Source organism: Bacillus sp. z50, from assembly GCF_058313585.1.
In genome coordinates, this window is record NZ_JBZFQL010000001.1 from 299,771 (window position 1) to 325,861 (window position 26,091).

At 38.2% G+C, this 26,091-nt stretch carries 21 protein-coding genes; 1 reads left to right on the top strand and 20 read right to left on the bottom strand.

All coding sequences use genetic code 11. The annotated features are described in order from the left end of the window. Positions 1-43 precede the first annotated feature (43 nt). The 20 genes from AC4G3N_RS01335 to AC4G3N_RS01430 all read right to left on the bottom strand — a co-directional run bounded on the left by AC4G3N_RS01335 (position 44) and on the right by AC4G3N_RS01430 (position 24,111). On the bottom strand, positions 44-1,195 hold the full coding sequence (locus tag AC4G3N_RS01335) for a thiolase family protein (RefSeq protein ID WP_491089585.1): 1,152 nt from the start codon (positions 1,193-1,195) through the stop codon (positions 44-46). Positions 1,196-1,208: 13 nt separating this feature from the next. Next, complete coding sequence (locus tag AC4G3N_RS01340) at positions 1,209-2,345, bottom strand: acyl-CoA dehydrogenase family protein (RefSeq protein WP_066103491.1); 1,137 nt, start codon at positions 2,343-2,345, stop codon at positions 1,209-1,211. A gap of 264 nt (positions 2,346-2,609) precedes the next feature. Next, positions 2,610-3,698 carry a CaiB/BaiF CoA transferase family protein gene (locus AC4G3N_RS01345; protein WP_066103489.1) on the bottom strand — a complete coding sequence of 363 codons (1,089 nt, stop codon included), beginning with the start codon at positions 3,696-3,698 and terminating at the stop codon, positions 2,610-2,612. A gap of 91 nt (positions 3,699-3,789) precedes the next feature. Then, positions 3,790-5,871 (bottom strand): sigma 54-interacting transcriptional regulator, encoded by a 2,082-nt coding sequence (locus tag AC4G3N_RS01350; RefSeq protein ID WP_066104281.1) that lies wholly within the window; start codon positions 5,869-5,871, stop codon positions 3,790-3,792. Positions 5,872-6,029: 158 nt separating this feature from the next. Continuing rightward, positions 6,030-7,547, bottom strand: coding sequence for a class I adenylate-forming enzyme family protein (locus AC4G3N_RS01355; RefSeq protein ID WP_139891863.1), 1,518 nt, complete (start codon positions 7,545-7,547; stop codon positions 6,030-6,032). A 44-nt stretch (positions 7,548-7,591) separates the two neighbouring features. Next, complete coding sequence (locus tag AC4G3N_RS01360) at positions 7,592-8,794, bottom strand: iron-containing alcohol dehydrogenase (RefSeq protein ID WP_066103486.1); 1,203 nt, start codon at positions 8,792-8,794, stop codon at positions 7,592-7,594. 35 nt (positions 8,795-8,829) lie between these two features. Then, entirely contained in the window at positions 8,830-10,347 is a 1,518-nt protein-coding gene (locus tag AC4G3N_RS01365) for an aldehyde dehydrogenase family protein (RefSeq protein ID WP_066103485.1), read from the bottom strand. 29 nt (positions 10,348-10,376) lie between these two features. Beyond that, complete coding sequence (locus AC4G3N_RS01370) at positions 10,377-11,249, bottom strand: R2-like ligand-binding oxidase (RefSeq protein WP_066103483.1); 873 nt, start codon at positions 11,247-11,249, stop codon at positions 10,377-10,379. Between the two features lie 869 nt (positions 11,250-12,118). Next, on the bottom strand, positions 12,119-13,672 hold the full coding sequence (locus AC4G3N_RS01375; RefSeq protein ID WP_491089586.1) for an acyl-CoA synthetase: 1,554 nt from the start codon (positions 13,670-13,672) through the stop codon (positions 12,119-12,121). Between the two features lie 641 nt (positions 13,673-14,313). Beyond that, complete coding sequence (locus tag AC4G3N_RS01380; protein ID WP_066103480.1) at positions 14,314-15,459, bottom strand: histidine kinase N-terminal domain-containing protein; 1,146 nt, start codon at positions 15,457-15,459, stop codon at positions 14,314-14,316. 367 nt (positions 15,460-15,826) lie between these two features. Further along, complete coding sequence (locus AC4G3N_RS01385) at positions 15,827-15,976, bottom strand: lmo0937 family membrane protein (protein ID WP_139063809.1); 150 nt, start codon at positions 15,974-15,976, stop codon at positions 15,827-15,829. Positions 15,977-16,080: 104 nt separating this feature from the next. After that, a complete protein-coding gene (locus AC4G3N_RS01390) occupies positions 16,081-16,557 on the bottom strand; it encodes a dCTP deaminase/dUTPase family protein (RefSeq protein WP_066103479.1) in 477 nt (158 codons plus the stop codon). Positions 16,558-16,569: 12 nt separating this feature from the next. Next, positions 16,570-18,879, bottom strand: a complete 2,310-nt coding sequence (locus AC4G3N_RS01395) for an ATP-dependent DNA helicase (RefSeq protein WP_139891858.1) — start codon at positions 18,877-18,879, stop codon at positions 16,570-16,572. A gap of 265 nt (positions 18,880-19,144) precedes the next feature. Further along, positions 19,145-19,561 carry a CBS domain-containing protein gene (locus AC4G3N_RS01400; RefSeq protein ID WP_066103476.1) on the bottom strand — a complete coding sequence of 139 codons (417 nt, stop codon included), beginning with the start codon at positions 19,559-19,561 and terminating at the stop codon, positions 19,145-19,147. A gap of 83 nt (positions 19,562-19,644) precedes the next feature. Then, the gene (locus tag AC4G3N_RS01405) at positions 19,645-20,301 is read right to left on the bottom strand and encodes a GTP pyrophosphokinase (protein ID WP_491089587.1); all 657 of its coding nucleotides are present in this window, start codon (positions 20,299-20,301) and stop codon (positions 19,645-19,647) included. A 174-nt stretch (positions 20,302-20,475) separates the two neighbouring features. Beyond that, positions 20,476-20,673 carry a cold-shock protein gene (locus AC4G3N_RS01410; RefSeq protein WP_066103474.1) on the bottom strand — a complete coding sequence of 66 codons (198 nt, stop codon included), beginning with the start codon at positions 20,671-20,673 and terminating at the stop codon, positions 20,476-20,478. An 81-nt stretch (positions 20,674-20,754) separates the two neighbouring features. Then, positions 20,755-20,955 carry a cold-shock protein gene (locus AC4G3N_RS01415; protein WP_066103471.1) on the bottom strand — a complete coding sequence of 67 codons (201 nt, stop codon included), beginning with the start codon at positions 20,953-20,955 and terminating at the stop codon, positions 20,755-20,757. A gap of 220 nt (positions 20,956-21,175) precedes the next feature. Further along, positions 21,176-21,727 carry a mismatch-specific DNA-glycosylase gene (locus AC4G3N_RS01420; protein WP_066103469.1) on the bottom strand — a complete coding sequence of 184 codons (552 nt, stop codon included), beginning with the start codon at positions 21,725-21,727 and terminating at the stop codon, positions 21,176-21,178. 175 nt (positions 21,728-21,902) lie between these two features. Beyond that, positions 21,903-22,997, bottom strand: a complete 1,095-nt coding sequence (locus AC4G3N_RS01425; RefSeq protein ID WP_139891857.1) for an SEC-C metal-binding domain-containing protein — start codon at positions 22,995-22,997, stop codon at positions 21,903-21,905. A 244-nt stretch (positions 22,998-23,241) separates the two neighbouring features. Next, positions 23,242-24,111: a 3D domain-containing protein gene (locus tag AC4G3N_RS01430; protein WP_066103463.1), complete on the bottom strand. Its 870-nt coding sequence runs from the start codon at positions 24,109-24,111 to the stop codon at positions 23,242-23,244. A gap of 352 nt (positions 24,112-24,463) precedes the next feature. On the opposite strand from AC4G3N_RS01430, the gene AC4G3N_RS01435 reads away from it, so the two are divergent. Continuing rightward, positions 24,464-26,056, top strand: coding sequence for an ABC-F family ATP-binding cassette domain-containing protein (locus AC4G3N_RS01435; RefSeq protein ID WP_066103460.1), 1,593 nt, complete (start codon positions 24,464-24,466; stop codon positions 26,054-26,056). The last annotated feature ends 35 nt before the right edge of the window (positions 26,057-26,091 follow it).

Genomic DNA, 26,091 nt, shown 5'->3' on the forward strand with positions numbered 1-26,091 from the left:
CAACCTCCATTTTTTAGTTTTCAATCATACCTGTTTGATTGTTCTATTCAATTCGTTTGATAATCGTTGCATTGGCCATACCGGCACCCTCGCAAATAGCCTGTAATCCATATCGTCCACCCGTTCTTTCAAGTTCATGCATTAAAGTAACCATGACCCTTGCCCCACTTGCACCAAGAGGATGACCGAGTGCAATCGCTCCTCCGTTTACATTTAACTTATTCATGCTTGCTTCAAGTTCTTCCTTCCAACAGAGCGGAACTGGTGCAAAGGCTTCATTGACTTCATATAAATCCATATCCTGTATCGTCAGTCCTGCTCTATCAAGTGCCATTCTCGTCGCCTCTATCGGTCCAGTTAACATCAGGGTTGGATCGGATCCTACAATCGTTCGGGCAATTATCGAAAATCTTGGTTTTAAGCCTAATTCCAACGCCTTCTCCTTAGACATGATTAACAGGGCTGCAGCTCCGTCACTCATTTGACTGGCATTCCCAGCGTGTATCACACCATTTTCTCTAAAAACTGTAGGCAAAGTGGCCAGCTTTTCAAGAGACGTTCCCCGACGTGGGCCTTCATCCTGTGTAACTAAAGTCTTTGCTCCCAAATCATCCAATACTTCCACTGGCACGATTTCACGATCAAAGCGCCCCTCATTTTGGGCTTGAATAGCTCTCTGATGACTCAATAGAGAAAATTCATCAAGTTTATTGCGGCTAAAGCCCCATTTCTCAGCAATTCTTTCTGCTGATAGTCCTTGATTGATTAATTCATAACGGGAAGACAGCTGTTCACTAGGCTGTGAATGCTTTCTTGTTGAACCCATCGGCACTCGTGACATACTCTCCACTCCACCCGCTATAACGATATCCATATCTCCACTCAAAATGGCTTGTGCGGCAAAATGAACCGCTTGTTGACTGGAACCGCATTGTCGATCAATCGTCGTGCCAGGTACTTTAATGGGGAAATCAGCCATCAAGGCAGCTGAACGTGCAATATTTAACCCTTGTTCTTCCACTTGGGATACACACCCAATAATGACATCCTCAATCAAATCAGAAGAAACACCTGCCCTGTTTACTACTTCTTTTAAAACGTTTGCGAGCAAATCATCCGGGCGGATGGAGCTCAATACTCCATTACGCTTTCCTACCGGTGTTCTGACTGCTTCAACAATTACGGCCTCCCTCATATAACTCTCCCCCTTATAATCCAATTTTTTTAGCGATTATTTGCTTCATAATTTCATTTGTACCTGCATATATCGAGGTGACCGCTATATCCCGATATCTTCTCGCAATCGCATATTCTTCCATAAAACCGTAACCACCGTGCAATTGCATACATTGGCTGACCAATCTCTTTGCCATATCGGTTATCCACCATTTAGCCATGCTCACCTCGGTGACAATATCCTGACCCTCCATATGCCTCACGATTAAACCGTCGATAAATGTACGGCCTATCTCCACCTCAGTCGCCATTTCAGCAATCTTAAATTGTGTATTTTGAAATTCACTGATTGATTTACCAAAGGCAGTCCGCTGTTTGACATAATCAATCGTGATTTTTAACGATTCCTCGGCTGCTGCTAAGGCCTGAATCGCACACATTAACCGCTCCTGCTGAAGTTTGGCCATCAAATAATAGAAGCCTTTATTTTCTTGTCCTAATAAATTACTAACCGGTACTCTTGCATCCTCGAAAATTAACTCAGTCGTTTCACCCGCAAGCTGACCGATTTTATTCAGCTTTTTACCACGTATAAATCCAGGTGTTTCTTTTTCGACTACAATGAGACTGATTCCTTTATGTCCCGCTTCTGGATTTGTTTTACAGGCTACGATGGTTAAGTCGGACCTGAGCCCATTTGATATAAACGTTTTTTGCCCATTAATAATATAGTGATCCCCATCTCTAACAGCTCTTGTCTGCAAATTCCCTAAATCTGATCCCGTTCCCGGCTCAGTCATTGCAATAGCCGTTGAATATTCACCCGTAATGCACTTTGGAATCCATTTTTGTTTTTGTTCTTCTGTACCGAATTCATATAAATATGGAACAACAATATCATTATGTAAAACACATCCTCCAATTCCGCTTCCGACTCTTTCAAACTCCTCAGCAAGAATGACTGAATAGGCAAAATCTGCATTAAACCCACCATATTTTTCATCTGCCCACGGTACAAGAAACCCTTGGTCTCCCAACTTTTTCCACAAATCTCCAGGTGTGCTTTTCTCCTTCTCCCAATCAAGATAGTAAGGAATCACTTCCTTATCTAGAAATTTCCGAACTGATTCACGAAAAATACGATGCTCTTCCTTTAAATAACCGGTCATATTTGTACTCCCTTTCTATTCATAGTCTTATATCTGTACACCCTATATACATGCAATTATCATGCCAACTTGTTAAATGGGTATTCCGCCAGATTGTGAGATTGGTTGTATGAAATCTGTACACCTTCCCATTCATTAGTGTCTCGTTTCGTCCATTGTCGCTTGCTGTAGCAGGTTGGTTTAAACGGCGCCTAGCAAAATACGCTAATTATCAATCTATAAAGAAAATACTGCCGGTATTCATACACAGCAGTTTACTAGCGTTTATTTTTGATAGGTTCGATTATGCTGGCCAAGCTTTGGATAGGTACCGATTATTTCATTTGAAAATGCTCCTGATTGAAATCCAGTCACCATATATCGATATGAATCTTTCTCGTGAATTAGATTTCTGTCCTTCATATAGATATGTTCGCTTAGCTCATCGGCTTCAAGGACAGGCGCCATGCAGCAATCCACTTCCATAGAGAAATGAATCCATTCCTCGAATGTTTTACTTGCAAACAATTGAACTATTTCCTGATAAACTTCATTTTGCTTAGTCGGCTTAGAAAATTGAGCATTTATCCATACATCCTGTCTTGTTGCCGCGCAAAAATTTCTCCAAAACTTTGTCTCCAACGCACATAACGTCATATACCTGTGATCTTTGGTTTCATAAATCCCATAACAAATCACATTACCATTTAAAGTAGGGATTCCGTTTTTTCTGCCTGTTGCTGATTCAATAAACACATGGTAATTCATTAATGCAGCAGTCGTGTCCAATAAAGCAATATCTAAATAGCTTCCACTGCCTGATCGTTCTCTTTGAAAGAGGGCACCTAGTATAGCTTCGGTTGCTGAAGTTCCACCGATCAAATCAGCAAATGTAAGTGACGGTTGAATGGGTCTGCCATTCCCATCCTTTAACTGAGCTAATACACCGCTAAGAGCCATGTAATTCAAATCATGGCTGCCTAGTTGGTGCATGGTTCCTTTTTGACCATAGCCGGATAAGGAGCAATAAATAAGCGATGGATGCAGGACTTTTATATCTTCGTATCCAAGCCCTAAGCGAGCCATTACACCAGGACGGTAGCTTTCAATTAAAATGTCTGAATTACGGATCAACTCAATCGCCAATTCTTTGTCCGCTTCATTTTTCAAATCCAGGGCCAAGCTATTTTTATTTCGGTTCATACACCGGAAAAGATAATTTTCTTTTTGATCATCCTCCAATGGCATACGCGCATGATCTCCAGTTGGAGGCTCTATTTTAATGACTTCTGCTCCTAAATCTGCCAGCCGCAGGGTTGCATAGGGTCCGGGCAAGTTTTGGGTGAAATCAACTACTTTAATTCCCTTAAGCATGTACGCTTCCTCCTTAAATTCACCTAATTCATATCCTGTTAAAATATAGAATTTATCCCATCCATAAAGAATGTCTGATTTTCAAACACCTTCATTTCTGCTGTTTTAAGTGGGAAGATTCAGGCAGTAACCAATCATACTTCTTTAGCTTGTCATACAATACAGATCGGCTGATTCCAAGCAGAAGACAGGCCTTACTTTTATTCCCTCCTGACATTTCCAATGCTTTTTGTATGGCCATCTGCTCCGCTTTCTCTAATAAAGGCTGTGTTTCATCTTCCTCCTCTTCATTCAAGAAAAAATCATAGCCAACTTTCTGCAGAATATATTCTGGAATGTCCTCTAGGCCGACTTTGCCATCCTCTGCAAAAATCATGGCTCTCTCCCAAACATTCCGCAATTCCCGGATATTTCCGGGCCAGTCATACTCCAATATTGCTTTCTCGAACAATGGGTTCCACCCTGTAATACTTGTCCCGTTTTGTTTATTAAATTCTTTAATAAAAGCTTCGCTTAGGAGGAGAATATCCTTTTTTCTCCGCCTTAACGGAGGAATCTCGAAGGATATGACATTCAAGCGGTAAAATAAATCCTCCCTAAATTCCCCTTCAGCAACCATTTTTTCCAAGGGACGATTGGTAGCGGCAATGATTCGGACATTTACACTGATCCGTTCTGTTCCGCCTACTCTGTAAAACTCTCTTTCTTGCAGGACACGAAGCAGCTTGGCCTGAATGGGTAAGGACATATCCCCAATCTCATCGAGAAAAAGTGTGCCACCATTAGCCATATCAAATTTGCCGATCTTCCCTTTATGTTTAGCGCCTGTAAAAGCGCCTTCTTCATATCCAAAAAACTCTGACTCCAATAAATGCTCTGGTATAGCTGCGCAGTTCACCGTAATAAACGGACCCTTTCCAAATGGACTGGCACTATGGATGGCATGGGCAAACAACTCTTTACCTGTTCCGCTTTCCCCAAAAATTAATACCGTGGTCTTTACCTTGGCTGCTTTCATCCCACTCCTCATAAGCTTATCCATTTGCTTATCGTGTGACAGGATTTGATCAAAAGTAAATCTTGATTTCTCAAGCTTGGTAGGATTCAGATTCTTCCTATCATTTATCTCTGCACTTTTGAATAACTCACGGACTTCGTGCAGTTGGCGATAAACGATTTTACCAATGGCACCGATAATTTGCTCATCCTGATAAACGGGTATACGGTGAACGATATAGTCTATTCCTTTAACCTGCATAAACTCACTTACTTCCGCTACACCCGTTTTCATCACATGCGGCAAATGAAGATGTGGTAAAACCGATTCGATTTCCCTCATATCCAATTGCTGTTCATAAAGATCAAACAGCTCAATTAACGAGGGGCTGATAAAAGTAACTTCTTCGTTTTCATTAATCATGACGAGGCCATCATAAGCATTATGGATAACTGATTGCAAAAGTGTTTTCCATTTCTTTTGAAATTTTAATTCTCTTGTTAAATTCTCTAATTCAGATACATTTTGAAAAAGTGTGATATACCCCTGTTTACCATTTTCTAAATCATACTTCGACAGACGTACCATATAATGTTCGGATTGAAAAACCATTGGAAAATGAGCTTCCATTTTCTCGGAAAAGTGATCTAATTGAGGGATATAAATCTCGAGGTTCTCATTGATGAGTGATGAATAAGGGATTCCAATCATCTCAGTGATTTTTTCATTCACAAAGATAATTTGATTTTTTCCATCTGTCATAATGGCTCCCAAATTGGATGTTTGTAAAACTTTTTCAAGCTGTTCTTTTAATAATTTCGTTTCTCTCACGTAATTCATAACCGCATTTGTTTTTGTAAAAATACCTACAGGTGCACCCTGTTTGTTCACAACAATCCCCGTGCCAACCCTGCTTTTTGATATTAACTTTTCCAATAGTTCAGCATTCACATCCTCCAAAACCGTTCCTACATCTTTTTTGATATACTCACTGATTGTCGTATCTTTTGAAACATCAGTCAGAATCATTTGGTACAATGAACTTCTTGTAAATACGCCAATCAGTTTACCTGAACTGTTTGTCACCGGGATTGTATTCCACTTTTGCTTGTACATGATAGATAGCGCTTCCATCAATGTGTTCGTTGGTGATAAACAATGTTCGAGCGGACTCATAATTTCTTTAACGGGCTTTATAGTTTTCTCCCCCTTTTAGATTCTATATACGTTTTCCACAAATACGTGTAAAACTCCTCTAAATATAGGAAGGGAATAAAAATCGGCAAAATCCTTCTCCATAAAGAATCAGGATTTTGCCCCACTGAAATCATTTATTATTTAATAGTATTTTTATCGTAATCTTTTAAAACAGTTTTTAGCATTTTTCCTGTTCCTGATTTCGGTAGTTGGTCAATAAAACAAATATAATCAGGAACCTTATACTCTGCCAGTCTCTCTTTACAATAGGAAACTACCTCTTCTTCCTGTAACTCTGGTTTTTTCTTTGCTACATAGGCCACCGTTTTTTCGCCAAAGACCGGATCAGGCCTGCCAATAACGGAACACTCCAAAATATCAGGGTGCGTGTACAATACTTCCTCTAACTCACGCGGGTAAATATTAAAGCCACCTCTGATGATCATGTCCTTCTTCCGGTCCACAATAAAATGGTATCCATCTTCATCATAATAGGCCAAATCACCAGTATATAACCATCCATCTTTAATCGTGTTAATCGTATCATCTTCCTTCTTATAGTAGCCCTTCATCATGTTCGGTCCTCTGAAAATAATCTCCCCTACCGCGTGAGACTCTACTTCCTCACCTTCCGGGTCAACAATTTTCAAATCGACGCCAGGAATAGGCACTCCAACAGAATTCAATTTTTTAGCCATATCTCGAGGTGTGGTCATTAGCATAACTGTACTTTCTGTCAGACCATATCCTTCTGATATTTCTACACCAAGTGATTGATTGGTCTTATGGAGGATCTCAGCAGGCAAACTCGCACCACCACAACCAGCTGTCCGAAGATGAGAAAAGTCTAAATCTGAAATGGCTGGATTTTGAAGAAAGAAAGCATACATAGTTGGGACGCCCAAGAATATCGAGATTTGATAGTTTGATATCTTTTCAAGTGTATCAACAGGATGAAAACGTTCCTCTAAATAAATCGTACTTCCGTGGGCAATCGGCGCTAGGAATCCTTGTAATTTGGCATAAGCATGAAAAAGAGGCAATACACAAAGGACCCTGTCTTTTGGCGTTAATTGATTAATGACGGCTGCCGTAATTGTCATCCAATTCAAGTTGGCATGTGTAATCATGGCTCCCTTTGGATTACCGGTTGTCCCGGATGTATAAATGATTTGCGCGACATCCTCCGCATGAACAGGGGCCACCTTGCTGATAGGAGATAGAGACTGCAATTCCTGCCAGTCAGTAAATGGATGATTTTCCTCTTCTCCAAAATAATAGATTTCTTTCATCTGTTTAAAGTCATTCATAGAGTTTTGAATGACAGCGGATGCAGCAACTTCCGTAATTAAATATTCCGATTCCGAATCATTAATAATATAGGTTGTTTCTTTTTCTTTAAAGGTAGGGTTAATGGGTACGACTGTTGCACCAGTTGCTAATATAGCAAAATACGTAATGATATATTCCGGTCGATTGGTCATCATCAACGCTACTTTTGTCTCCTGAGTAATGCCTTTATTTTTTAACCCGGCTGCAACACTGAAAATTTGATCTCTCAGCTCTTGATAAGTCATCACTTGTTCCCGGTAATGAATAGCGGGCTGATTGGGCAAACGCGACACAGTGGACGTTAGCAGTTCAACAATATTCAAAAATTAACTACCTCCTTAAAATATAGAATCTATATTTCCGCCTATTAAACACTTACTTTTGTGCCTAAAACCTCTCGGCAAACCTGCTCAATTACCTCTTCTGGCAAACGATAGGTTTGACCAGAAGGATCATTTTGGACAGCAGATATAAGTTCCGATATATCGGCAGATTCAATGTTATATTCAGAAAAATCATCTGGTAAGTTTACAGCTTTACGAAGTGCTTCAATTTCTTCTATACATTGCTGTAAGCACTCTTCCTCGGTATCGGCAATATTCTCAATGCCAAGCGCCTGAGCAAATTCTTTTATCTTAGGTAAATAGAGAGGAGCTAAGTTTTTCATAACACTCGGCATTAAAACAGCATTGGCTAAACCATGTGGGATGCCATACTTTGCACCAAGAGTATGGGCTATATTATGGATTGGCATTTCAGCAAATGCCAAGACAAAGCTTGTAATCGCCATCGCACTCGCCTGCAGCATAGTAGCACGTGCTGCGATGCTACTGCCTTCATGTACAGCTGTTTCCAAATTAGCTCTAATTAGTTTAGCAGCATGGAGTGCAAATGCATCTCCCATTGCACTTGAATTATTGGAAAAATACCCTTCGACTGCATGGGTTAAGGCATCTAACCCAGTAAAAGCCGTAATTTTTGGCGGTAAGCCAACAGTTAACTCTGGATCAAGAATTGCGATATCTGAATTGATAAATGGATGGAGCAAATTACACTTCACCCCTAATTGCTCATTGTAGACGACCGAGATGCCTGATATCTCCGCACCTGTTCCGGCTGTAGTTGCAATCGAAATGTGGGGAATACCCATATGCTGAGCCTCTGGCCAAACTTCTAAAACATTTCCATTCATGGCATGTTCGATCTTGTTCACTTTCTTATGAAGACACCATTTAATGGTTTTTGCTGTATCCAAAACTGAACCACCGCCGATGGCAATCAAAGAATCACCATTGCACTCTTTGTAATATTGCAGCCCTTTATTAATATTGGAGGACTTGGCATCCTGTGTAACATCATCAAATACCCCTGCCAATTGGATACCAGGTACCATCTCAAATAAACGCTGGATTTTTTTCGTCAATCCAGCCTGGGTTAAGCCTTTATCTGAATATAGAACCGGGCGTTTACCGCCCAATGATTGAATTAAGTCTGGAATAAGTATATGCGACCCTGCCCCATTCTTAATGATTGATCGATGGATAAATTCATAATACGAAGTGACCTTCATCTTATCTCCCCATTCCTATTAGTTTTAAAAGAATGCTAGAATATCAGCCCTAAAGCTGCCCGTTGTTCATTTTCAGTTGTCAGTGCTGTAATGATGCTCTTCAGCTCTGTATATTCATTGAAAACCTGGCTTCCCAGTTCACGTCCAAGTCCACTTTGCTTATAACCGCCAAATGGCGCATCATTTCTGAACGCATGCCATTCATTAATCCAAATCGTGCCTGCTTTAAGCTGTGTTGCTATTTCATTAGCTTTGACGACGTCACGAGACCATACACCTGCCGTCAAGCCATAAATGGTATCATTGGCAATTTCAATTGCTTCCTCAACCGTTGAATACTTCATCACGCAGAGGACTGGACCAAAAATTTCTTCCTGTGCTATCTTCATATCATTTGTGACATCTGCAAAAATAGTTGGTTCGATGAAATAACCCTGATCTAGTCCTGGTCCTTCTGCTTTTTTGCCACCGCATACAAGACGCGCACCCTGTTCCAATCCGGATTCTATATATCCCAGGACCTTATTCATTTGTTTCTCAGAAATGACTGGACCCATTCCGGTACTTGGATCAAGTGGATGGCCTAATTTTATTTTTGCAGTCATGGCCACCAATTTTTCAACGACGATATCGTACATCGATTCATGAACCAGGACACGTGTGCTTGCTTCACAAACTTGACCGGCATGGAAGAATACGCCAAGTAAAATCCCAGGTATGGCCACTTCCAGATCAGCATCCGGAAGAACAATTGCAGGTGCCTTTCCGCCAAGCTCGAGCGTAACTTTTTTCACACCTGAAGAGGCTAACTCCATTATTTTCTTTCCTGTTTCAGTTGAACCTGTGAACGCAATTTTCTGTACCTCCGGATGCGTCACAAGCGCCTCGCCTATCTCTGCACCTGAACCGGTAATGACATTGAAAACTCCTTTAGGAAGTCCTGCTTCAACAGCAATCTCCGCCAGTTTTAATGTCCCAAGCGGGGTATCAGATGCCGGCTTGACAATAATGGAATTCCCCATAGCAATGGCTGGAGCAATCTTCCACATTGCTAAGACAAGCGGGAAATTGAACGGTGTAATCGCGGCTACAACGCCTAATGGTTCCCGAACCAATTGAGCTCTATTTGCCCCGAACACTTCCCTTACTGGCAATGCTTGAACAAATTCATATTCAAGGGCCATATTGGCTGTTTGCTGAAGAGATAAGATGAGCTGCATAATATCTGCTCCACCAATTTTACGTAAGGTCGCTCCGGTACTGATACCTTCCAAATAAATTAACTCCTGTGCATGTTCCTTTATTTTACCGGCAAAATTCACCATGATTTGTGACCTTTCTGCCTGTGTTTTCCTTGACCATACACCTGATTCATAAACTTCCTTTGCATTGAGAACAGCTTTATTTACATCAGCTGATGTACCTTTAGGGACTTTAGCAACTACTTCGGAAGTAGCTGGATTTATGACATCGAACATTTCACCCGTAGATCCGGGTGACCATTCTCCCCCAATAAATTGTGCAAATTCCTGAACCTTCACGTCTGTACTCATCCCATATCCTCCCTTTTTCACCTATTTTCTTACTCAAAAATTACTTCCGTTTCATGAATTTCTTCCAGCGTTTTCTCCTGGGCACGTGAAAGTACCTCAATCCGGGCACTCAATTGTTTCAGTGCATATTCCATTGCTTTTCCTTCCTCGATACCGAGACTAGTCACTTTTGCCCCGTCTTCCCTCGCAGTCAGCTCATAGGCAATTGGAAGCAGCTCCTGAAGTCTTACTTGGACACGATCAAATAACTCGGGCTTTTCATGAATCAAGCGCTGAATAAGGAATGTGCCGAATCCAATATGGCGTCCTTCGTCCCTCTTTACATTCCGTATTCCTTCAATAAATCCAGGGAACAAATTCGCTTTTGATAAAGCTTCATAGAAGAACCAATATCCCGTTTCCGCCAATACACCTTCAGCAAAGATATTGTATGTGACCGCAGCATCCAGCATTGCTTCAGGTGACTGATCTACGAGTAATCTATTCATTGTCTTAGGGAGGACATCGTCAAATAATTTCCTGTGCCCGGATGTCAGGAGATGGCTGAGATCCTCAGTCACGCCTATTTCTTCTAAAAATAAACTAAAGAACTCCGCATGCTTAGCTTCTTCAAATAAGAATGTAGATAGGTAAGATTCCTCTTCAAACCATCCTTTTTTGGATACAGCCATAATCATCGGCAGGATATCCTCCGAGACAGCTTCCTCCCCGCCAATAAACTGTGCAAATTGAATCAGAACTTCCTGCTGTTGGTCAGGACTTAGCTTTTTCCAATCCTCTTTATCCTGGCTAAAGTCAATATCAACCGGATTCCATATCCCATGTCTTTTTGCCTTTTGGTATAGCCTATATGGGAGTGAATCCTTTTTAATCATTTGTTTGGTAGTTACATATTCACGCATTCGTATCCCTCCTTTAAGAATAATTAGTTTTATTTTCATGGATACTTTTCGTATGTATTCCCTCCTCCCACCAATAATAAAGCGCTTACATTATGTTGCATCCACTTGGAACAGCCTTCACTTAACTAATTGCAAGTTCCGTGCCAACACACCATCCATGTGAGAATCAGGAAAATAGTATGGCTTTTATGTAGAAATGATTGATTTCCAAACAACCTTTTTTCCTTGCTGTTTGAATATCAATCATAGGCTTTTTGACCTGCAGACGGAACTTCTTTACTTAAACTGTAACTTAAAACCTATACATAATATGTTGTAATTTGTAAGCTAACTAAAAAAAGATAGAATAAATCTATCATCAATTTCCACACTTCTATTCATAGGATTTAATTTTGAAACTATTATTCTTTGGAAACAGTGATACATTACTTCTTTTATTAAGACTTGTTAATTTAGAAAAAACGATTTCCCATTTAAAATCAATCCATATACATAGCTTAAAAGGTACTTTAAGTAAATAATAAAGCGTGGATTAATAGTAATAGAGCGGATTTAATTAATTATTGAGCCGAACTTCAACATAATTGAGCCAAACCACTTTGTAATGATCAAATTAGTGAGAGTATGTGTGAAAAGAAGCCAAATAAGCGCAGATTTTCATTTTTGATATACTTCTATATTTAAGCCACTATAACGATTATTATTCTACCGTGCCTATTAGTATAGATAATTACCCGATAGACACATATAGTTGATCCTTTTTTCTCCCTTATAAATTAAAATTCAACTAGCAAAGTCGCATAAATAAAGGCAGTGATTAGCCACTAAATATGCCTCTCACTGCCTCATGCTCAAATGACTGACCTTATCTACTTTTCTGTCTCTAAATATCCCTTTCTAAGGACTGTCTTAACAATTTTCCCAGCTGCGTTTCTTGGCAATGAATCTACGAAATGTACCAGCTTAGGCTTTTTATAGGATGCCAAATGATTCTGGCAAAAGAGAATGACTTCTTCCTCTGTCATTGTTTCACCAGACTTCAGAACGATATATGCTTGAACCACTTCTCCCCATTTTTCATCAACTGCACCGACCACAGCACTTTCAACCACTTTGGCATGCCTATTTAAGACTTGTTCGATTTCGGCTGGATAGATATTCTCTCCTCCACTAATAATCATATCTTTTTTACGGTCAACGACATAAATAAACCCTTCATCATCCATCCGAACTAAATCCCCGCTATGAAACCATCCTCCATGGAATGCCTCTCTTGTTGCCTCTGGGTTTTTATAATATTCTTTCATAACGGTTGGTCCACGGTAGACAATTTCACCTACATCCCCGAGCGGAACATCATTCATATGGTCATCAACAACCCGGACTTCTACGTTGACCACCGGCTTACCAACGGATGAATTTTTCCTAATAGAGTCCTCTGGCTGAAGACAGGTGGTAACTGGGCTCATTTCTGTTTGTCCAAAAGGATCGCGCAGTTTCCCATTTGGAAAATATTTTGTTATCTTCTCTTTCAATAATAGAGAACAGGGTGCACTCCCAGCGGCACACCTTTCTAATGATGTTAGATCATAGTCTTCAATCGAAGGGAATTCTACAAGCATATGCCACATGGTCGGTGCTAAAAAGATAAAATTAATTCGCTCTTTCTCGATGGTTTGAAGTACTGCTTCGGGGTTGAATTGTGAATGAATCACGGTAGTTCCATTAATGGGGTATAAAAGAGTTGATAGAGCAGCAATGTGAAATAAGGGAGCAACTAATAATTGCTTAAAATTCGAGCTAAGTCCTGCTGTGACGACTTGGTTCATCCCATTCATGCACATATTTTGATGAGTTAAAACTGCTCCTTTTGGACGCCCAGTTGTACCTGAAGTATACATAATAAGCGCACCATCATCACCCGATAATGAATTGCATGGGCGATACGTTGAGGAGCGGTCATATATTGTCTCATATGGTATATGGGAAGAGGAAGAATCTCCATTCACGATAACTATACTGTCTACAAGCTGAATTTGTGATCGTATCGACTCAATCACAGGTAAAAAAACGTGATCAACAAATAATATTTTACACTCAGATTGCCCTATGATATATGCTAGCTCATCTTTTGTGAGGCGAAAATTTATTGGAACTCCCAATGCTCCCACCAATGAGGTGGCAAAGAAAACATCAATAAAAGTAAGTCCATTCAAGAGCATAAATCCAACCTTATCCTGATATCCTATTCCATTTTCCTGCAACCAACCCGCTAAGTGGGTTGCTCTTTTCTCTGCCTCACGATAGGTCCGTCTCTCACTGCCAAATATGTATGCCTCTCTCTCATGAGCTGTGTGTGCTGACCTGCGTAGATACTCTCCGATCAACAATGATCTGGATAAATCCAAATTAGATGTCGTCACATAAATCCCTCCATATTTAAACTTTAATTTATTTGAACAAAATCACTTAAATGGTTCAATATGAAATCATCCTCTATGGGGAATTGGCAAGCATCCATTGTATTTTGCCATCACTTACAATAATGCAATTATGATGCCAATCTGTATTTTGGCAATCACACGCTAATGTTCAATTATTCATGTCTTCAAATCACACACATCAATGATTACAGGTGTTTGATAGTCTAACACATTTATCCACGTCTATTTTTATAATGATAATGGAATCTGATGGAAAAATAATGAATTTCTCGTATTCTATACTGTCCATTGTGTAAAACGACGTGCCTTAAAAGAATCTAAATCCGAGCGCCATGATAAACTCCTTCTGCTGTTCCTGTGGGCCAATTTATATGAGTATTCTCTTGCTCTTTTTCCTTTTAGAACATAATAAACAGCACCTGCCCATATTGGGTAAGTGCTGCTTAATTTCTATTACATATACAAATAAACAGCGTATTGATCCTGAGTCATTCATACAGCCCTGTCAGCCTCTCCGGACTGCTTTTAGAGGTATTTTTAATTACTAACCGAATAAATGTAAATGACCCATATCAAATTTGAAAAACGAATCCGAACAATAAAGAGCTCTTAAATAGAACTCACTGCGGAGGATTGATAATGATAGAATCGGGCAGATAAATACTGAATTCCGTCCATTCTGGATTGGATGTGCATAATAAGTCTCCATTATAACTATCAATAATTTTTTTGCATACATACAGGCCAATACCCGTACCTAATTCCTTCGTAGTGAAAAATGGCTCAAAGATCGACTCAATAATATCATTTGCAATCATTGGCCCATTATTGGACAAACTTATCACTAATTGATTGTTCTTAATTGTGGATTTTACTTTAATCACACGCTGAGGCGGCTGATTTTTCAAGGCATCAATTGAGTTAACAAACAGATTAAGGGCAACCTGCTTCAATCCATTTCTGCTTGCTTTTATAATTAAATCTTCCGGAACATCGATTTCAACCTTAACATTGGTGTCGATAATGTTCGCATAGCTTAATTGTTTAATCTCTTCAATCAGATCTCTGATTGATATATCCATGATAATCTCTTCATTGAATTCAGCCTTTGATGTGTGCAAAAATTGGCTAATGCGAAAATTTAATTGATTAAGCTCATATTCCATGATATCCAAGTATTTCATATCCGGAAATTCTTTTCTCAAAATCTTATTAAAGCCCATTACAGCAGTAAGCGGATTACGGAATTCATGCACAAAGCTTGATGATATTTGGCCGAGCAGTGCTAATTTATCCTTATGGTTTTCATTGATGAACGTAGTCTTCTGATCAATGACTTGATTTTTTAAGTGTATACATGTCGAAACCATTTCATAGCTGAATGTGTCAAATTGTCTATTGATATTATTAACTGTACTTTGTAGTACATAAGACGGTATATCCATCTTCAGCACAAAATTCACAAATATTCTGCGCCCCTGATTGATATTATATAAGACATCTCCTATATTAATATCATCCATTCGCTCAACGGCTGTGCTTGCCGCCATTTCCTTAATTTGGCTTTCAGATATTTTCCCGTTTATCGTGTCAATCAATTGCATAAACATAATCTTACGCGGTTGTTTCAAAGATTCTAGATAATCCTCTTTATTTGGCGCCTTAATCGAATCTAAATACTCCTGAAATAAACTCGCCTCTTCTTTAATCAATAAATCCTCAATCAGCTGTTGATATTCACTTTGCTTTAATAAAATTGGCTCCATTCCATTAGACCACCATTTCACTTAGCTTTACATGTATGTTCTATATTCGACAAATACACCTGATATCCTTTACTAACTTTAAAACATCTCCAGATTGAGAATATTGTAATATTCATGTAAAATAATTACTTTCGTGTAATTCCATTTTTTCGCTTAAAATATACTTTTCTTTGCTTTATCGTCTATGTAAAGAGGTAAAAAATAAGGTCAGATGTTTAATGATAATCAAAAAACAACTCGAGTAACGAAACATACTCAATTCTGTCCATCTAAAAAGGACTATATATAGGAAGCAATGTCCTTATATAGTCCTCAATTAATTGGCTGATATAGTTAATGTGATTTCTTTAGTTTTAGATCTGCCTATTCACCTTTGCGAAATTCTGTTTTTAATAATATTATAAACAAGTACTAACGCAGCCACTATTAAGAAAACATGGATAATTGCTCCGCCAATTTTAAATATAAGACCTAATAACCATATAGCCAATAAGATTCCAACTAATGTCCAAAGCATTTGAATCATCTCTCTTCCAATAAGGGTTTCATTTACCTATTTTTACCCATTTGAAAAGATTTAAAACAAAAGCGATTATTAATAACAATTTATTACCGTACCAATCAGCGTTTGGTTGAACCAAATCCACCGGTTCTGCTTGCATGTAGTACTTGATCCTCATCTGCTAATAGATACTGTTTAAAAATACCCTGTGCAATCCTGTCCCCTTTTTTTACAAGAACCGGAGCTTCTCCGCGATTAGTAATGGAAATACCAATATTCCCATCATTTTCAGGGTTTCCATAGTAGGAAGAATCAATAATGCCTGTCCCATTTGATAGAACTAGCCCATATTTCACTCCCAAACTACTTCTGATATGTATCTCCAATAATTCATTTTGCTGCATATAGGCTTTGACGTTAGTCCAAAACAGATGCTTTCCTCCAACATTCAATGTAATGGTTTCGTTTGAAAAAAAATCATATCCTGCTGATCCGGCATCTCCGCGCATTGGGAGCTTGACTTCATCCTCCGTCATTTGAACCTTGATATACGCAGAATTAACAACTTCGAATCCTCTTACTTTTTGCTCTTTCATATAAATCTCCTTTTATGTAACAATATCCTTGTAACTATTAATAATTTTAAACTGACTCCACATTTCAGGAAACAAAGATTGATATTTATCGGTTAAAAATCGATCATCTATTAAAGTAAGCGTACCTGTATCCTGTTCACTGCGAATTAATCGACCTGCAGCCTGCAATACTTTGTTCATCCCCGGATAAACATACGCGTAATCAAATCCATTTTTACTTTTTGAGTGATAATAGTCGCGAATTAAGTTTCTTTCTTCATTTAATTGAGGCAATCCAACTCCAATTATGATAACCCCACTCAATCTATTGCCAACCAGGTCGATTCCTTCAGAAAAGATTCCGCCTAATACTGTAAAGCCAATTACAGGAATATCTAGGTTCTCTTCAAAGGCTGACAGAAAATCTTCTCTTTCCTGCTCACTCATTCCTTGATTTTGTATCAGAATTTTAGAAGGTTCCTCAAATTCCTCCAGTTCGTCCATAACCATTCTTAAAAATTGGTAGGACGGGAAAAACACTAAAAAATTACCTCTGTTTTTTGTAATTGCATGAATGGTTCTGGCAATTTGAACACTAGATACCGAGCGATCATGGAATCTTGTAGAAAGCGGCTGTATTGCTATATCCAACTGATCTGGGGAAAATGGTGAACCGATTTGAATCCGATAATCCCCATCACCACTTCCTAATGCATCCATGTAATAGCCAATTGGCGTCAATGTAGCCGAGAAGAATAGAGTGGAAGCAAATCCCTTCGTCATCTTTTGCAAATTTAAAGCAGGATCCAAACAAAACAGCTTTAAGTATACATTATTGCTTCCCTTTATTACATGCGTCGTATAATGCTCATTATAATACTTAGCTATCCGTAGGAAATTCTGTGATTGAAAAAAGGTTTCTAATAAATCAATTTCATTTGACGTATGATTTTCTCCATACCTGGTTAATTGAGCACCGGCATGAAGTACGAAATCTTCCAGTGCATCCAGCAACTCGTCCGGCTTTTCCGAATAAGCAGCTGATTTCCTTTCGCCCAATTTCTTCCTTTGCTGAATCAATAATGCATTAATTACTTTAGCTGCATTTGATAGCTCTGGATTCAATTGGCCGTACGCCCTTTTTATATCTAGAAATGCTTTCTTTTCCAACTCTGCAGAAAACATTTCCCGGCCGCGTTCCACCAGATTATGCGCTTCATCAACCAGAATTACAGTTCGTTTCTTTTGCTCATCAGATAGTCGTTTCAAGAATACTCGTGGATCAAAAATATAATTATAATCGCAAATCACAATGTCTGCCAGGTATGCTAATTCAATCGAATATTCAAAAGGACATACTCGGTGGCGCTGAGCGTATTCCAGAATTGTTTCTCTATCCATTAACCATTCATTTTCTAAAATATCCAAAACAGCAGCATTAATTCGGTCATAATGCCCCTCCCCATATATACATTGGCCAGAGGTGCAATCAGGACACATTTTATCCTTAGCTGTAAGGGTAACAGTTTTCACTTTTAAACCTTTGCCAATTAAGATGTTTAGTGTATCCTCAGCCACTTGCCTCGTAATTGTTTTGGCTGTTAAATAGAAAAATCGTTCAATCTTATGGTCTATTTCTCCCATCATTTTTATGGATGGAAATATAAAAGAAATGGTCTTTCCAATGCCAGTTGGCGCCAATGCGAATAATTTTTTTCGTTCAGAAATGGTTTTCCAGGCTGCTCCTATGAGCTTTCGCTGTCCCTTTCTAAAATTTCCGAACGGAAATTCAATTTTTGCTGCTGAATTGAGCTTTTCTCTCCGTATCTTTAATTGCAGGATTGCAAATGGTGTAAAGTTTTCGAGTACTTGAGTTAGAAATTGTTCTAATTCTTTAAATGTTAGGGTTTTGCGAAACGAGGCTGTTTGATTAGTCAATATTTGTACGTAAGTCAATTGTATATCAATATGTTTCAGACCTTCATTCAAACAGTATATATAGCCATAACACATTGCCTGAGCCCAGTGTACAGGGTATGTATTTTCATCAATCCCATCAAGAGCTCCAGAGGTTGATTTAATTTCCTCAATGACTGTTCCTTCTCGCCTATGTAAAATACCATCACATCTTCCTTCAATCTCATAAAGAATATCCCCGTATTCCATTATCAGATTAAGAGGTACCTCTTTTTCATCGTTCTCCTCATATTCTGCTTGTCTTCTTTGATGAATTCTTGTCCCCTCAATCATAGAACTGGCCGTGCGAAAACGTCCGTCCAAATCGCCGCCCCGATAAACATATTCAACTAACTGTCTAATGGATATATGATACTCACCTAACATGTACACTCACCCAACCTGCGTCATAGTACCATTATCATACCATATAGGGTACAGATGTTCTTACTTAAATGAAATTGAAAGAACATCATTCATATAAAGTAGGGACTATTGAAATCTCTTTGCTTCACCCTTAATAGTAACTAAAACAGGGTATTCTCAGATTTTGAGAATACCCTGTTTTGTTTGATTGCCTTGTCACATAATCACTTAATATGAATATTTCTAATTTCCGCTTTTATGAAGAATATATATACTCGGCTTTTTCTTAATTTTCTTCTGAAATATCCTGCAAAGCTTCACCGGCTTCGTCATTACCGGTATAGCTTACGGCCAAATCACCTAAGGATACAATTCCAACAAGTTTACCGTTTTCCAGGACAGGCAGACGCCTAATTTGATGTTGAGCCATTAGTGCAGCTGCTTCCTCCTCTGTTGTATCAGGGTTTGCAGTCACAACATTTTGATGCATCACATCTGTTACCCTAGTTGAACCTGGCCGTTTTTCAGCAATTCCGTCCACAACCAGATCGCGGTCCGTAATGATGCCAATCAATGTATTATCCTCACAGACAGGAATGATTCCTACATTATCTTCTTTCATTTTCAAAGCAACCTCATATACATTATCAAGCGGTGTAACATAGTCTACATTTGTGGTCATAATTTCTCTTAACATCGTCATGAGCTATACCTCACTTCCTTTTACCTCTATCTTCCCCTTTTTTACCTTTTTGACACATTTTTTTAATGGAAGAAGGAGGTTAATTAAAGTTTGGTTTCACTCATTAATTTATCAATATCTTTATATATCTGAACTTCTTCATTAATTCTGAGCATTTTATCGTCCAATTCTGCAATCATATCGGCAGACCCTTTTAATTCTTGGAGTAGATGCGCAGGTACATCCTTAGAGAATTTATAATAAATTTTATGTTCCAAGCTCGCCCAAAAGTCCATGGCAATGGTTCTAATTTGTATTTCCACCGGCATCCATTTTTTACAGTTCGAAAAAAACACTGGTATTTCCGTAATCAAATGAAGGCTCCTATACCCGTTTGACTTAGGGTTTTTAATATAATCTTTAATCTCAATAATATGTATATCATCCTGTTTTCCAAGGGCATCTACAATCGCATAAATATCCGTCGTAAACGAACAGGAAATACGAATCCCGGCTATATCACGGACATTCTGCTGTGCATTTTCAACCGTAATATCTAGGTTTTTTCGTTTTAATTTTTTCATAATACTCTGTGGACTTTTCATTCTCGATTTAATATGTTCGATTGGATTGTAATTGTGAATCAATTCAAACTCCTGATTTAATATTTCCAGTTTTGTATTCATTTCACTTAATGCAAACTTATAGCCAATTAAAAATTCTTTCCATTCATTTAATTCTTGTTCATAAGGCAAATTCACAGTTGGGATACCTCTTTTCTGTAGTGTTTACATACCCCTACATACGATTAAGACGAATAAATGGTTTCATTTTGATCTATTGAAAATACTGTTAAATTCACAAAATAAAAAACAAGACAAAAAAAAAACAGACCACATATTCAATGGTCTGTTTCTGTGAGAAAGCTGGACGGCTTAATCGTTCCGTCTAGGATTATTAATCGCTTGAAGCATTTTAATTCCTTCTGTCATCTCACTACCACATAATGGACACTTAGGTGTTGCTGTAGCTTTGAAATTGTCACGTACCCAACCGTTACAATCATCAGAAGTACATTCCCACACCTTCGTTTCTTCAGGGATTATTTCCTCAACATTTTTTCGATTATACATAACCGGCACACCTTTCTTTTAGAAGTTAATTATGTAGTAAAAGACTATCCATACCTGGGATAGCCTTTATTCGCATACTTCTTAAAGCTTAATTACGTTTTCAGCTTGAGGTCCGCGAGCGCCTTCTGTTACGTCGAACTGTACGCTTTGGCCTTCTTCTAGAGATTTGAAACCTTCGCCTTGAATAGCGGAGAAATGTACGAATACATCATTTTCGCCTTCAACTTCAATGAATCCGAAACCTTTTTCTGCATTAAACCATTTTACTTTACCGTTTTTCATTTTGTTACCTCCAAAAATGTGTGATAAATAAAGATTCACCTATTATAAAAAGTACCGCTCTGTAAAAAAGAGAACACTTTATAATAAGTGAATGTCTATTTACGGTCAATTTTATAAAGATAAACATTATACCTTATAATACGGCACATTTTCAGAAATGTCAATAATCTGCTGAACTTTCTAACCATATCATGCCTCTGTCAGCAGATATTATACCTATTTATTTTTGAGATTTATTCCACTCATATAATTGCCGGAAATAGTCTATTCGTTCTTCTCTCGTATAATGGGCATTTACCCCGCTTGTAGATGGAACAACAAAGATATAGCAGCCTTCCCAATCAGGTGTAGCAAAAAACAAGCCGTCCTGAAGACCTGGTTCTACTTTGCCTTTAAGACGGTTTGTTGCATAGCGGAAGGCAGTAATCCCAATGAAGCATAAACATTTAGGCTTGTATTGAGTGATTAAATTCCTTAGGTCAGCCGCACCCTCTATAAATTCATCTTTTTTCAAATCAGAAGAAGATCTTGTTGCCCTGCCGACAATATCAGTTATTCCGTAACCATAGTCCAAGAGCTTTGCCGTCTCCTCAGGTTTAAACTGATACGGCGTAATGCCACCCAAATACAAACCCTTCCAAAACAAATTCGCTGGATTCGCAAAATGATACCCTTTTAGAGCAGAAATTCTGCCAGGATTAATCCCACAAAATACAATATCCAATCCAGGCTTGATATAGGTTGGCAATGTTAAAGATTCAAAATCCTCCATTCATACCCTCCTCGCTCTATTTTGGATGATTATAACGCATTTAAGAATGATGATAAAGTAATCAACTTATGACTGTTCTTACATCTACTTCTTTGTTAAAAATAAAAAACACGGCATATCCCCCGTAGCAAACGCCACGAGGTACACACCATGTTCACAAGTTACCTGTATGAGATTAAGCTTTACCGCAGCATTTTTTATATTTTTTGCCGCTGCCGCATGGGCAAGGTTCATTTCTGCCTACTTTTGGTTGAGTTTTTAGAACTGGAGCAGAAGCTGCAGGTTTACTAGCAGATGGAGAGGATAATTCAGAAGGTGTGTGACCTTTTAAAATCCATAGTCTTGTATTGTTTACGACAGTAACCATTTTTTCAACCAGTGCATTAATATCTTTTTCTGACTCAAATTCAATTTGTTCTCCAAACCATTTCACCACATCAGGCAAGGATTCTCCGAATTGAACTTTAAAGATAAAACGGTCTGCCAATTCTGCTGCTTCTTCTTGTTTCAAAGAATACGTATCTGATAAATAGTGAATGAATTCAACCATTTGCTCTGTTCTTTCAAATGGCTCGTACCGGTTCACGTTTACCATAGTTTCAGCAGGAATATGGTAGTATTTCAAGCCTACTCTGCTTGCCTGAGCCTGTTTAAATCCATCTAATTCCTTGATAGTATCATGAATAATATATTCATCATCTAGACGGAAATCTCCATAGAAATCTTCCAAATATCGAATGTAATTGTGCAGCCATTCAATATCCACTTCTTCCTGGATATATCCTTCAATCAATTTATGAGCTTTTTCAACCTCTATAAATCCATAATAACGAATTAACCCAAAAAGAATGTTTGTCACTTTTTGATTACGGTTAATGACAGTCATGATTTCTTTTGGATTTAAATTGTAAAATTGTTTCATTACTTCAGTCGGCATTACAACCACTGGTTGATCTTCCACTTTGGAAGGGTGGATATATCCGATACTTGATAAGTAAAATACATTTTCAAGTCCAATTTGTTCGATTGGCATAATCCCGCTTTTTGTCATCATCGCTACAATAGCTGTGTATTGATGAAGATCCATCATTTGAACCTTCTCAGGGACAGAAGCTGGTATTTTCTCAGCCAGTGCTGCTACCAATTCTTTTTTTCTTAATGAACTCATGTTTTTTAAATTTAGATTTCTGCGGATATTCTTTAAAGCATCCATCTTTAATGAATCCAGCAAACTCTCTAAATTATATTCATCTACAGTTGCAGTTGTCATCAGAATTCCTCCATATTGATTCAAAAACTAAAAATATAATAATTCCCCGTCAAAGAATTAAATTTTACTACAAATCACGAAAAAAATAAACTGTCGCTCTATTCCTAAATTTTAAATTCCTTCTATACACTTATGTAATTGACTAAAACATATGGTATTGATACTACCCCTCTTTTACTAGAATAGAAAGGAAAAAGCAATCCAGCGTGCTTGGATTGCTTTTCATGACCAATCAAAAAACCTATCAGTCTTCCAAAATTTTCACATCAACTGTTTTAATACCCCAGTCTTCCGCTTCACTTTGTGATGGAATAAAAACATCAATTTTATTACCTTTAATTGCTCCTCCAATATCTCCGGCAATTGCATGTCCGTACCCTTCCACATAAACTTTTGTGCCCAGTGGAATTACAGATGGGTCAACAGCAATTACTTTTTGATTAGGATTAGCTTTAAGATCTATACCAGTGTATGTGACACCAGTTCCACCTTCACAATCCGCGGTATAAGCTGTTGCCTTAACAGTAATGATTTTCTCATCCTGCTCAGAGTTTTCAGCAGATGTATTTATTTCTTCATCTACTTCTTCAACTTCAGAAGTTACGGCAGTTTCTGTATTTTTATTTACCTCTTCTTCAATTGGTGATTTTACAGATGTTTCTTTTACCTCATCTTTATCTTCAACTGCAGGTGTTTTAATAACCTTATTTTCCTGAGTCTTTTCCGTCTTTACAGCCTTTTCTATCTTAGATAAGTCTGTTCTACGTTCAGTCGATTGCACGTCTTTCGTTTCGACTCGATCTGTTGCATCGGCAGCAGCGTTAGCAGATGATTGTATGTTCATCTCTGTATCTTTAATGCTTGAATTAATAGATTCATATGAAGTATGCTCAAACTCTTTATCATTCTGAATGATTGTAGAGCTTGTCTTTTTTTCAGGCATATCTATAAACATAAAATCAGTCAAATCATCTTTCACTACTTGACTTACTTCAGCTGTTGGCTGCTGATCTATATGTTGAGTTTTATTATTATTGGATGAGGAAACGAAGCCACCTTGTATGACTCCCGCAAGTGATGTTGAGATTAATACTGCAATAATCAATTGATTCATCGGGCTTAACCTCCTTTATTTTGACCGAATGAATTTCAGACATTATCCTACCAGCTAACTAAATTAGTTGTTAAGAACAAATAGATGTTAAACCTATTACATATATGTCGCTAACATTACAATAATGTAACAAATTTACAGAAAAGTAACTAAGTAAGCGCTTTATCTATTGATTCTGTAAGTACTGGATTTTTTGTCTTTATAGCTAAAGAAGTAGTTGTTTTACATAAATTACCACCGTCAAAGTACTGTTTTCTGACTAAAACACGAGAATGTTAGTACTTCTCTTTCAAAATGTGTACATGTGGTGATATAATTTGCTAGATACCAGCAAACGGAGGAAATGAAATACATGATTACTGTAAATAACGTAGGTCTTCGCTTTGGAGACCGAAAATTGTTCGAAGATGTAAATATTAAATTTACACCTGGAAACTGCTATGGATTAATTGGCGCCAACGGTGCCGGAAAATCTACTTTTCTTAAAATCTTATCAGGTGAGCTAGAGCCTCAATCTGGAACTGTCAGCCTTGGCCCTGGAGAGCGCCTTACAGTCTTAAAGCAAAACCACTTCGAATATGAAGATATTGAAGTGATTCAAGTAGTTATTATGGGACATGCCCGACTTTATGAAGTTATGAAAGAAAAAGATGCTATTTATATGAAGGAAAACTTCTCCGACGAAGATGGTATGAGAGCAGCAGAACTTGAAGGTGAATTTGCTGAACTGAATGGTTGGGAAGCAGAACCTGATGCAGCAATCCTACTTAAAGGGTTAGGGATACCAGAAGAATTACACAACAAAAAGATGGCTGAGCTAGATGGTGGAGAAAAAGTAAAAGTATTGCTTGCACAAGCTTTATTTGGCAAACCGGACGTATTATTACTCGATGAGCCTACCAACCACCTTGATATCAAAGCTATTCAATGGCTTGAAGAATTTTTAATCAACTTTGAGAATACGGTAATTGTTGTATCCCATGACCGTCATTTCTTGAATAAAGTATGTACACATATTGCAGACCTTGATTTCGGAAAAATCCAATTGTATGTCGGAAACTATGATTTCTGGTATGAGTCCAGCCAATTGGCACAAAAATTAACAGCTGAGTCCAATAAGAAAAAGGAAGAAAAGATTAAGGAATTACAAGCATTCGTTGCCCGTTTCAGTGCTAATGCTTCTAAATCTAAACAGGCCACTTCCCGTAAAAAATTATTGGAAAAGATTACGCTCGATGATATTAGACCTTCATCCCGCCGTTATCCATATGTACACTTCACTCCAGAGCGCGAAATTGGTAATGATCTTCTGCGTGTAGAAGGTCTATCCAAAACGATTGATGGAGAAAAGGTACTGAACAATGTTAGCTTTATTATGAATAAAGACGACAAAATCGCTTTAGTTGGTCAAAATGATAATGCCAAAACAGCTCTATTTAAAATCCTAATGGGTGAAATGGAAGCTGATGAAGGAACATTCAAATGGGGAGTTACAACTTCACAATCCTACTTCCCTAAAGACAACTCTGAGTTCTTTGAAGGAAACGAGCAAACTCTAGTGGATTGGCTTCGTCAATTCTCTCCACAGGATGAAAGCGAATCATTCCTTCGCGGTTTCCTCGGAAGAATGCTCTTCTCTGGTGAAGAAGTAATGAAGAAACCGTCTGTTCTTTCCGGTGGCGAAAAAGTTCGTTGTATGCTATCCAAAATGATGCTCAGCGGAGCAAATGTTCTTCTTTTGGATGAACCGACGAACCATCTAGACTTGGAATCCATCACAGCAGTCAATAACGGTATGATTAATTTCAAAGGTGCCATGATCTTCACATCTCATGACCACCAGTTTATCCAAACGATTGCAAACCGTATTATCGAAATTACTCCAGATGGCATCATCGACAAACAAATGACGTATGATGAGTATTTAGAGACAGTTAAAAAGTAATGAATGCAAAAGACTATCAGTGAATTTTAACTGAT

Bases quoted from the DNA above. Each gene is read 5' to 3' on its own strand.
- AC4G3N_RS01335 (WP_491089585.1), bottom strand. From the start codon at position 1,195: ATGAGGGAGGCCGTAATTGTTGAAGCAGTCAGAACACCGGTAGGAAAG.
- AC4G3N_RS01340 (WP_066103491.1), bottom strand. From the start codon at position 2,345: ATGACCGGTTATTTAAAGGAAGAGCATCGTATTTTTCGTGAATCAGTT.
- AC4G3N_RS01345 (WP_066103489.1), bottom strand. From the start codon at position 3,698: ATGCTTAAGGGAATTAAAGTAGTTGATTTCACCCAAAACTTGCCCGGA.
- AC4G3N_RS01350 (WP_066104281.1), bottom strand. From the start codon at position 5,871: ATGAGTCCGCTCGAACATTGTTTATCACCAACGAACACATTGATGGAA.
- AC4G3N_RS01360 (WP_066103486.1), bottom strand. From the start codon at position 8,794: ATGAAGGTCACTTCGTATTATGAATTTATCCATCGATCAATCATTAAG.
- AC4G3N_RS01365 (WP_066103485.1), bottom strand. From the start codon at position 10,347: ATGAGTACAGACGTGAAGGTTCAGGAATTTGCACAATTTATTGGGGGA.
- AC4G3N_RS01370 (WP_066103483.1), bottom strand. From the start codon at position 11,249: ATGCGTGAATATGTAACTACCAAACAAATGATTAAAAAGGATTCACTC.
- AC4G3N_RS01380 (WP_066103480.1), bottom strand. From the start codon at position 15,459: ATGGAGCCAATTTTATTAAAGCAAAGTGAATATCAACAGCTGATTGAG.
- AC4G3N_RS01385 (WP_139063809.1), bottom strand. From the start codon at position 15,976: ATGCTTTGGACATTAGTTGGAATCTTATTGGCTATATGGTTATTAGGT.
- AC4G3N_RS01390 (WP_066103479.1), bottom strand. From the start codon at position 16,557: ATGAAAGAGCAAAAAGTAAGAGGATTCGAAGTTGTTAATTCTGCGTAT.
- AC4G3N_RS01395 (WP_139891858.1), bottom strand. From the start codon at position 18,879: ATGTTAGGTGAGTATCATATATCCATTAGACAGTTAGTTGAATATGTT.
- AC4G3N_RS01400 (WP_066103476.1), bottom strand. From the start codon at position 19,561: ATGACGATGTTAAGAGAAATTATGACCACAAATGTAGACTATGTTACA.
- AC4G3N_RS01410 (WP_066103474.1), bottom strand. From the start codon at position 20,673: ATGTATAATCGAAAAAATGTTGAGGAAATAATCCCTGAAGAAACGAAG.
- AC4G3N_RS01415 (WP_066103471.1), bottom strand. From the start codon at position 20,955: ATGAAAAACGGTAAAGTAAAATGGTTTAATGCAGAAAAAGGTTTCGGA.
- AC4G3N_RS01420 (WP_066103469.1), bottom strand. From the start codon at position 21,727: ATGGAGGATTTTGAATCTTTAACATTGCCAACCTATATCAAGCCTGGA.
- AC4G3N_RS01425 (WP_139891857.1), bottom strand. From the start codon at position 22,997: ATGACAACTGCAACTGTAGATGAATATAATTTAGAGAGTTTGCTGGAT.
- AC4G3N_RS01430 (WP_066103463.1), bottom strand. From the start codon at position 24,111: ATGAATCAATTGATTATTGCAGTATTAATCTCAACATCACTTGCGGGA.
- AC4G3N_RS01435 (WP_066103460.1), top strand. From the start codon at position 24,464: ATGATTACTGTAAATAACGTAGGTCTTCGCTTTGGAGACCGAAAATTG.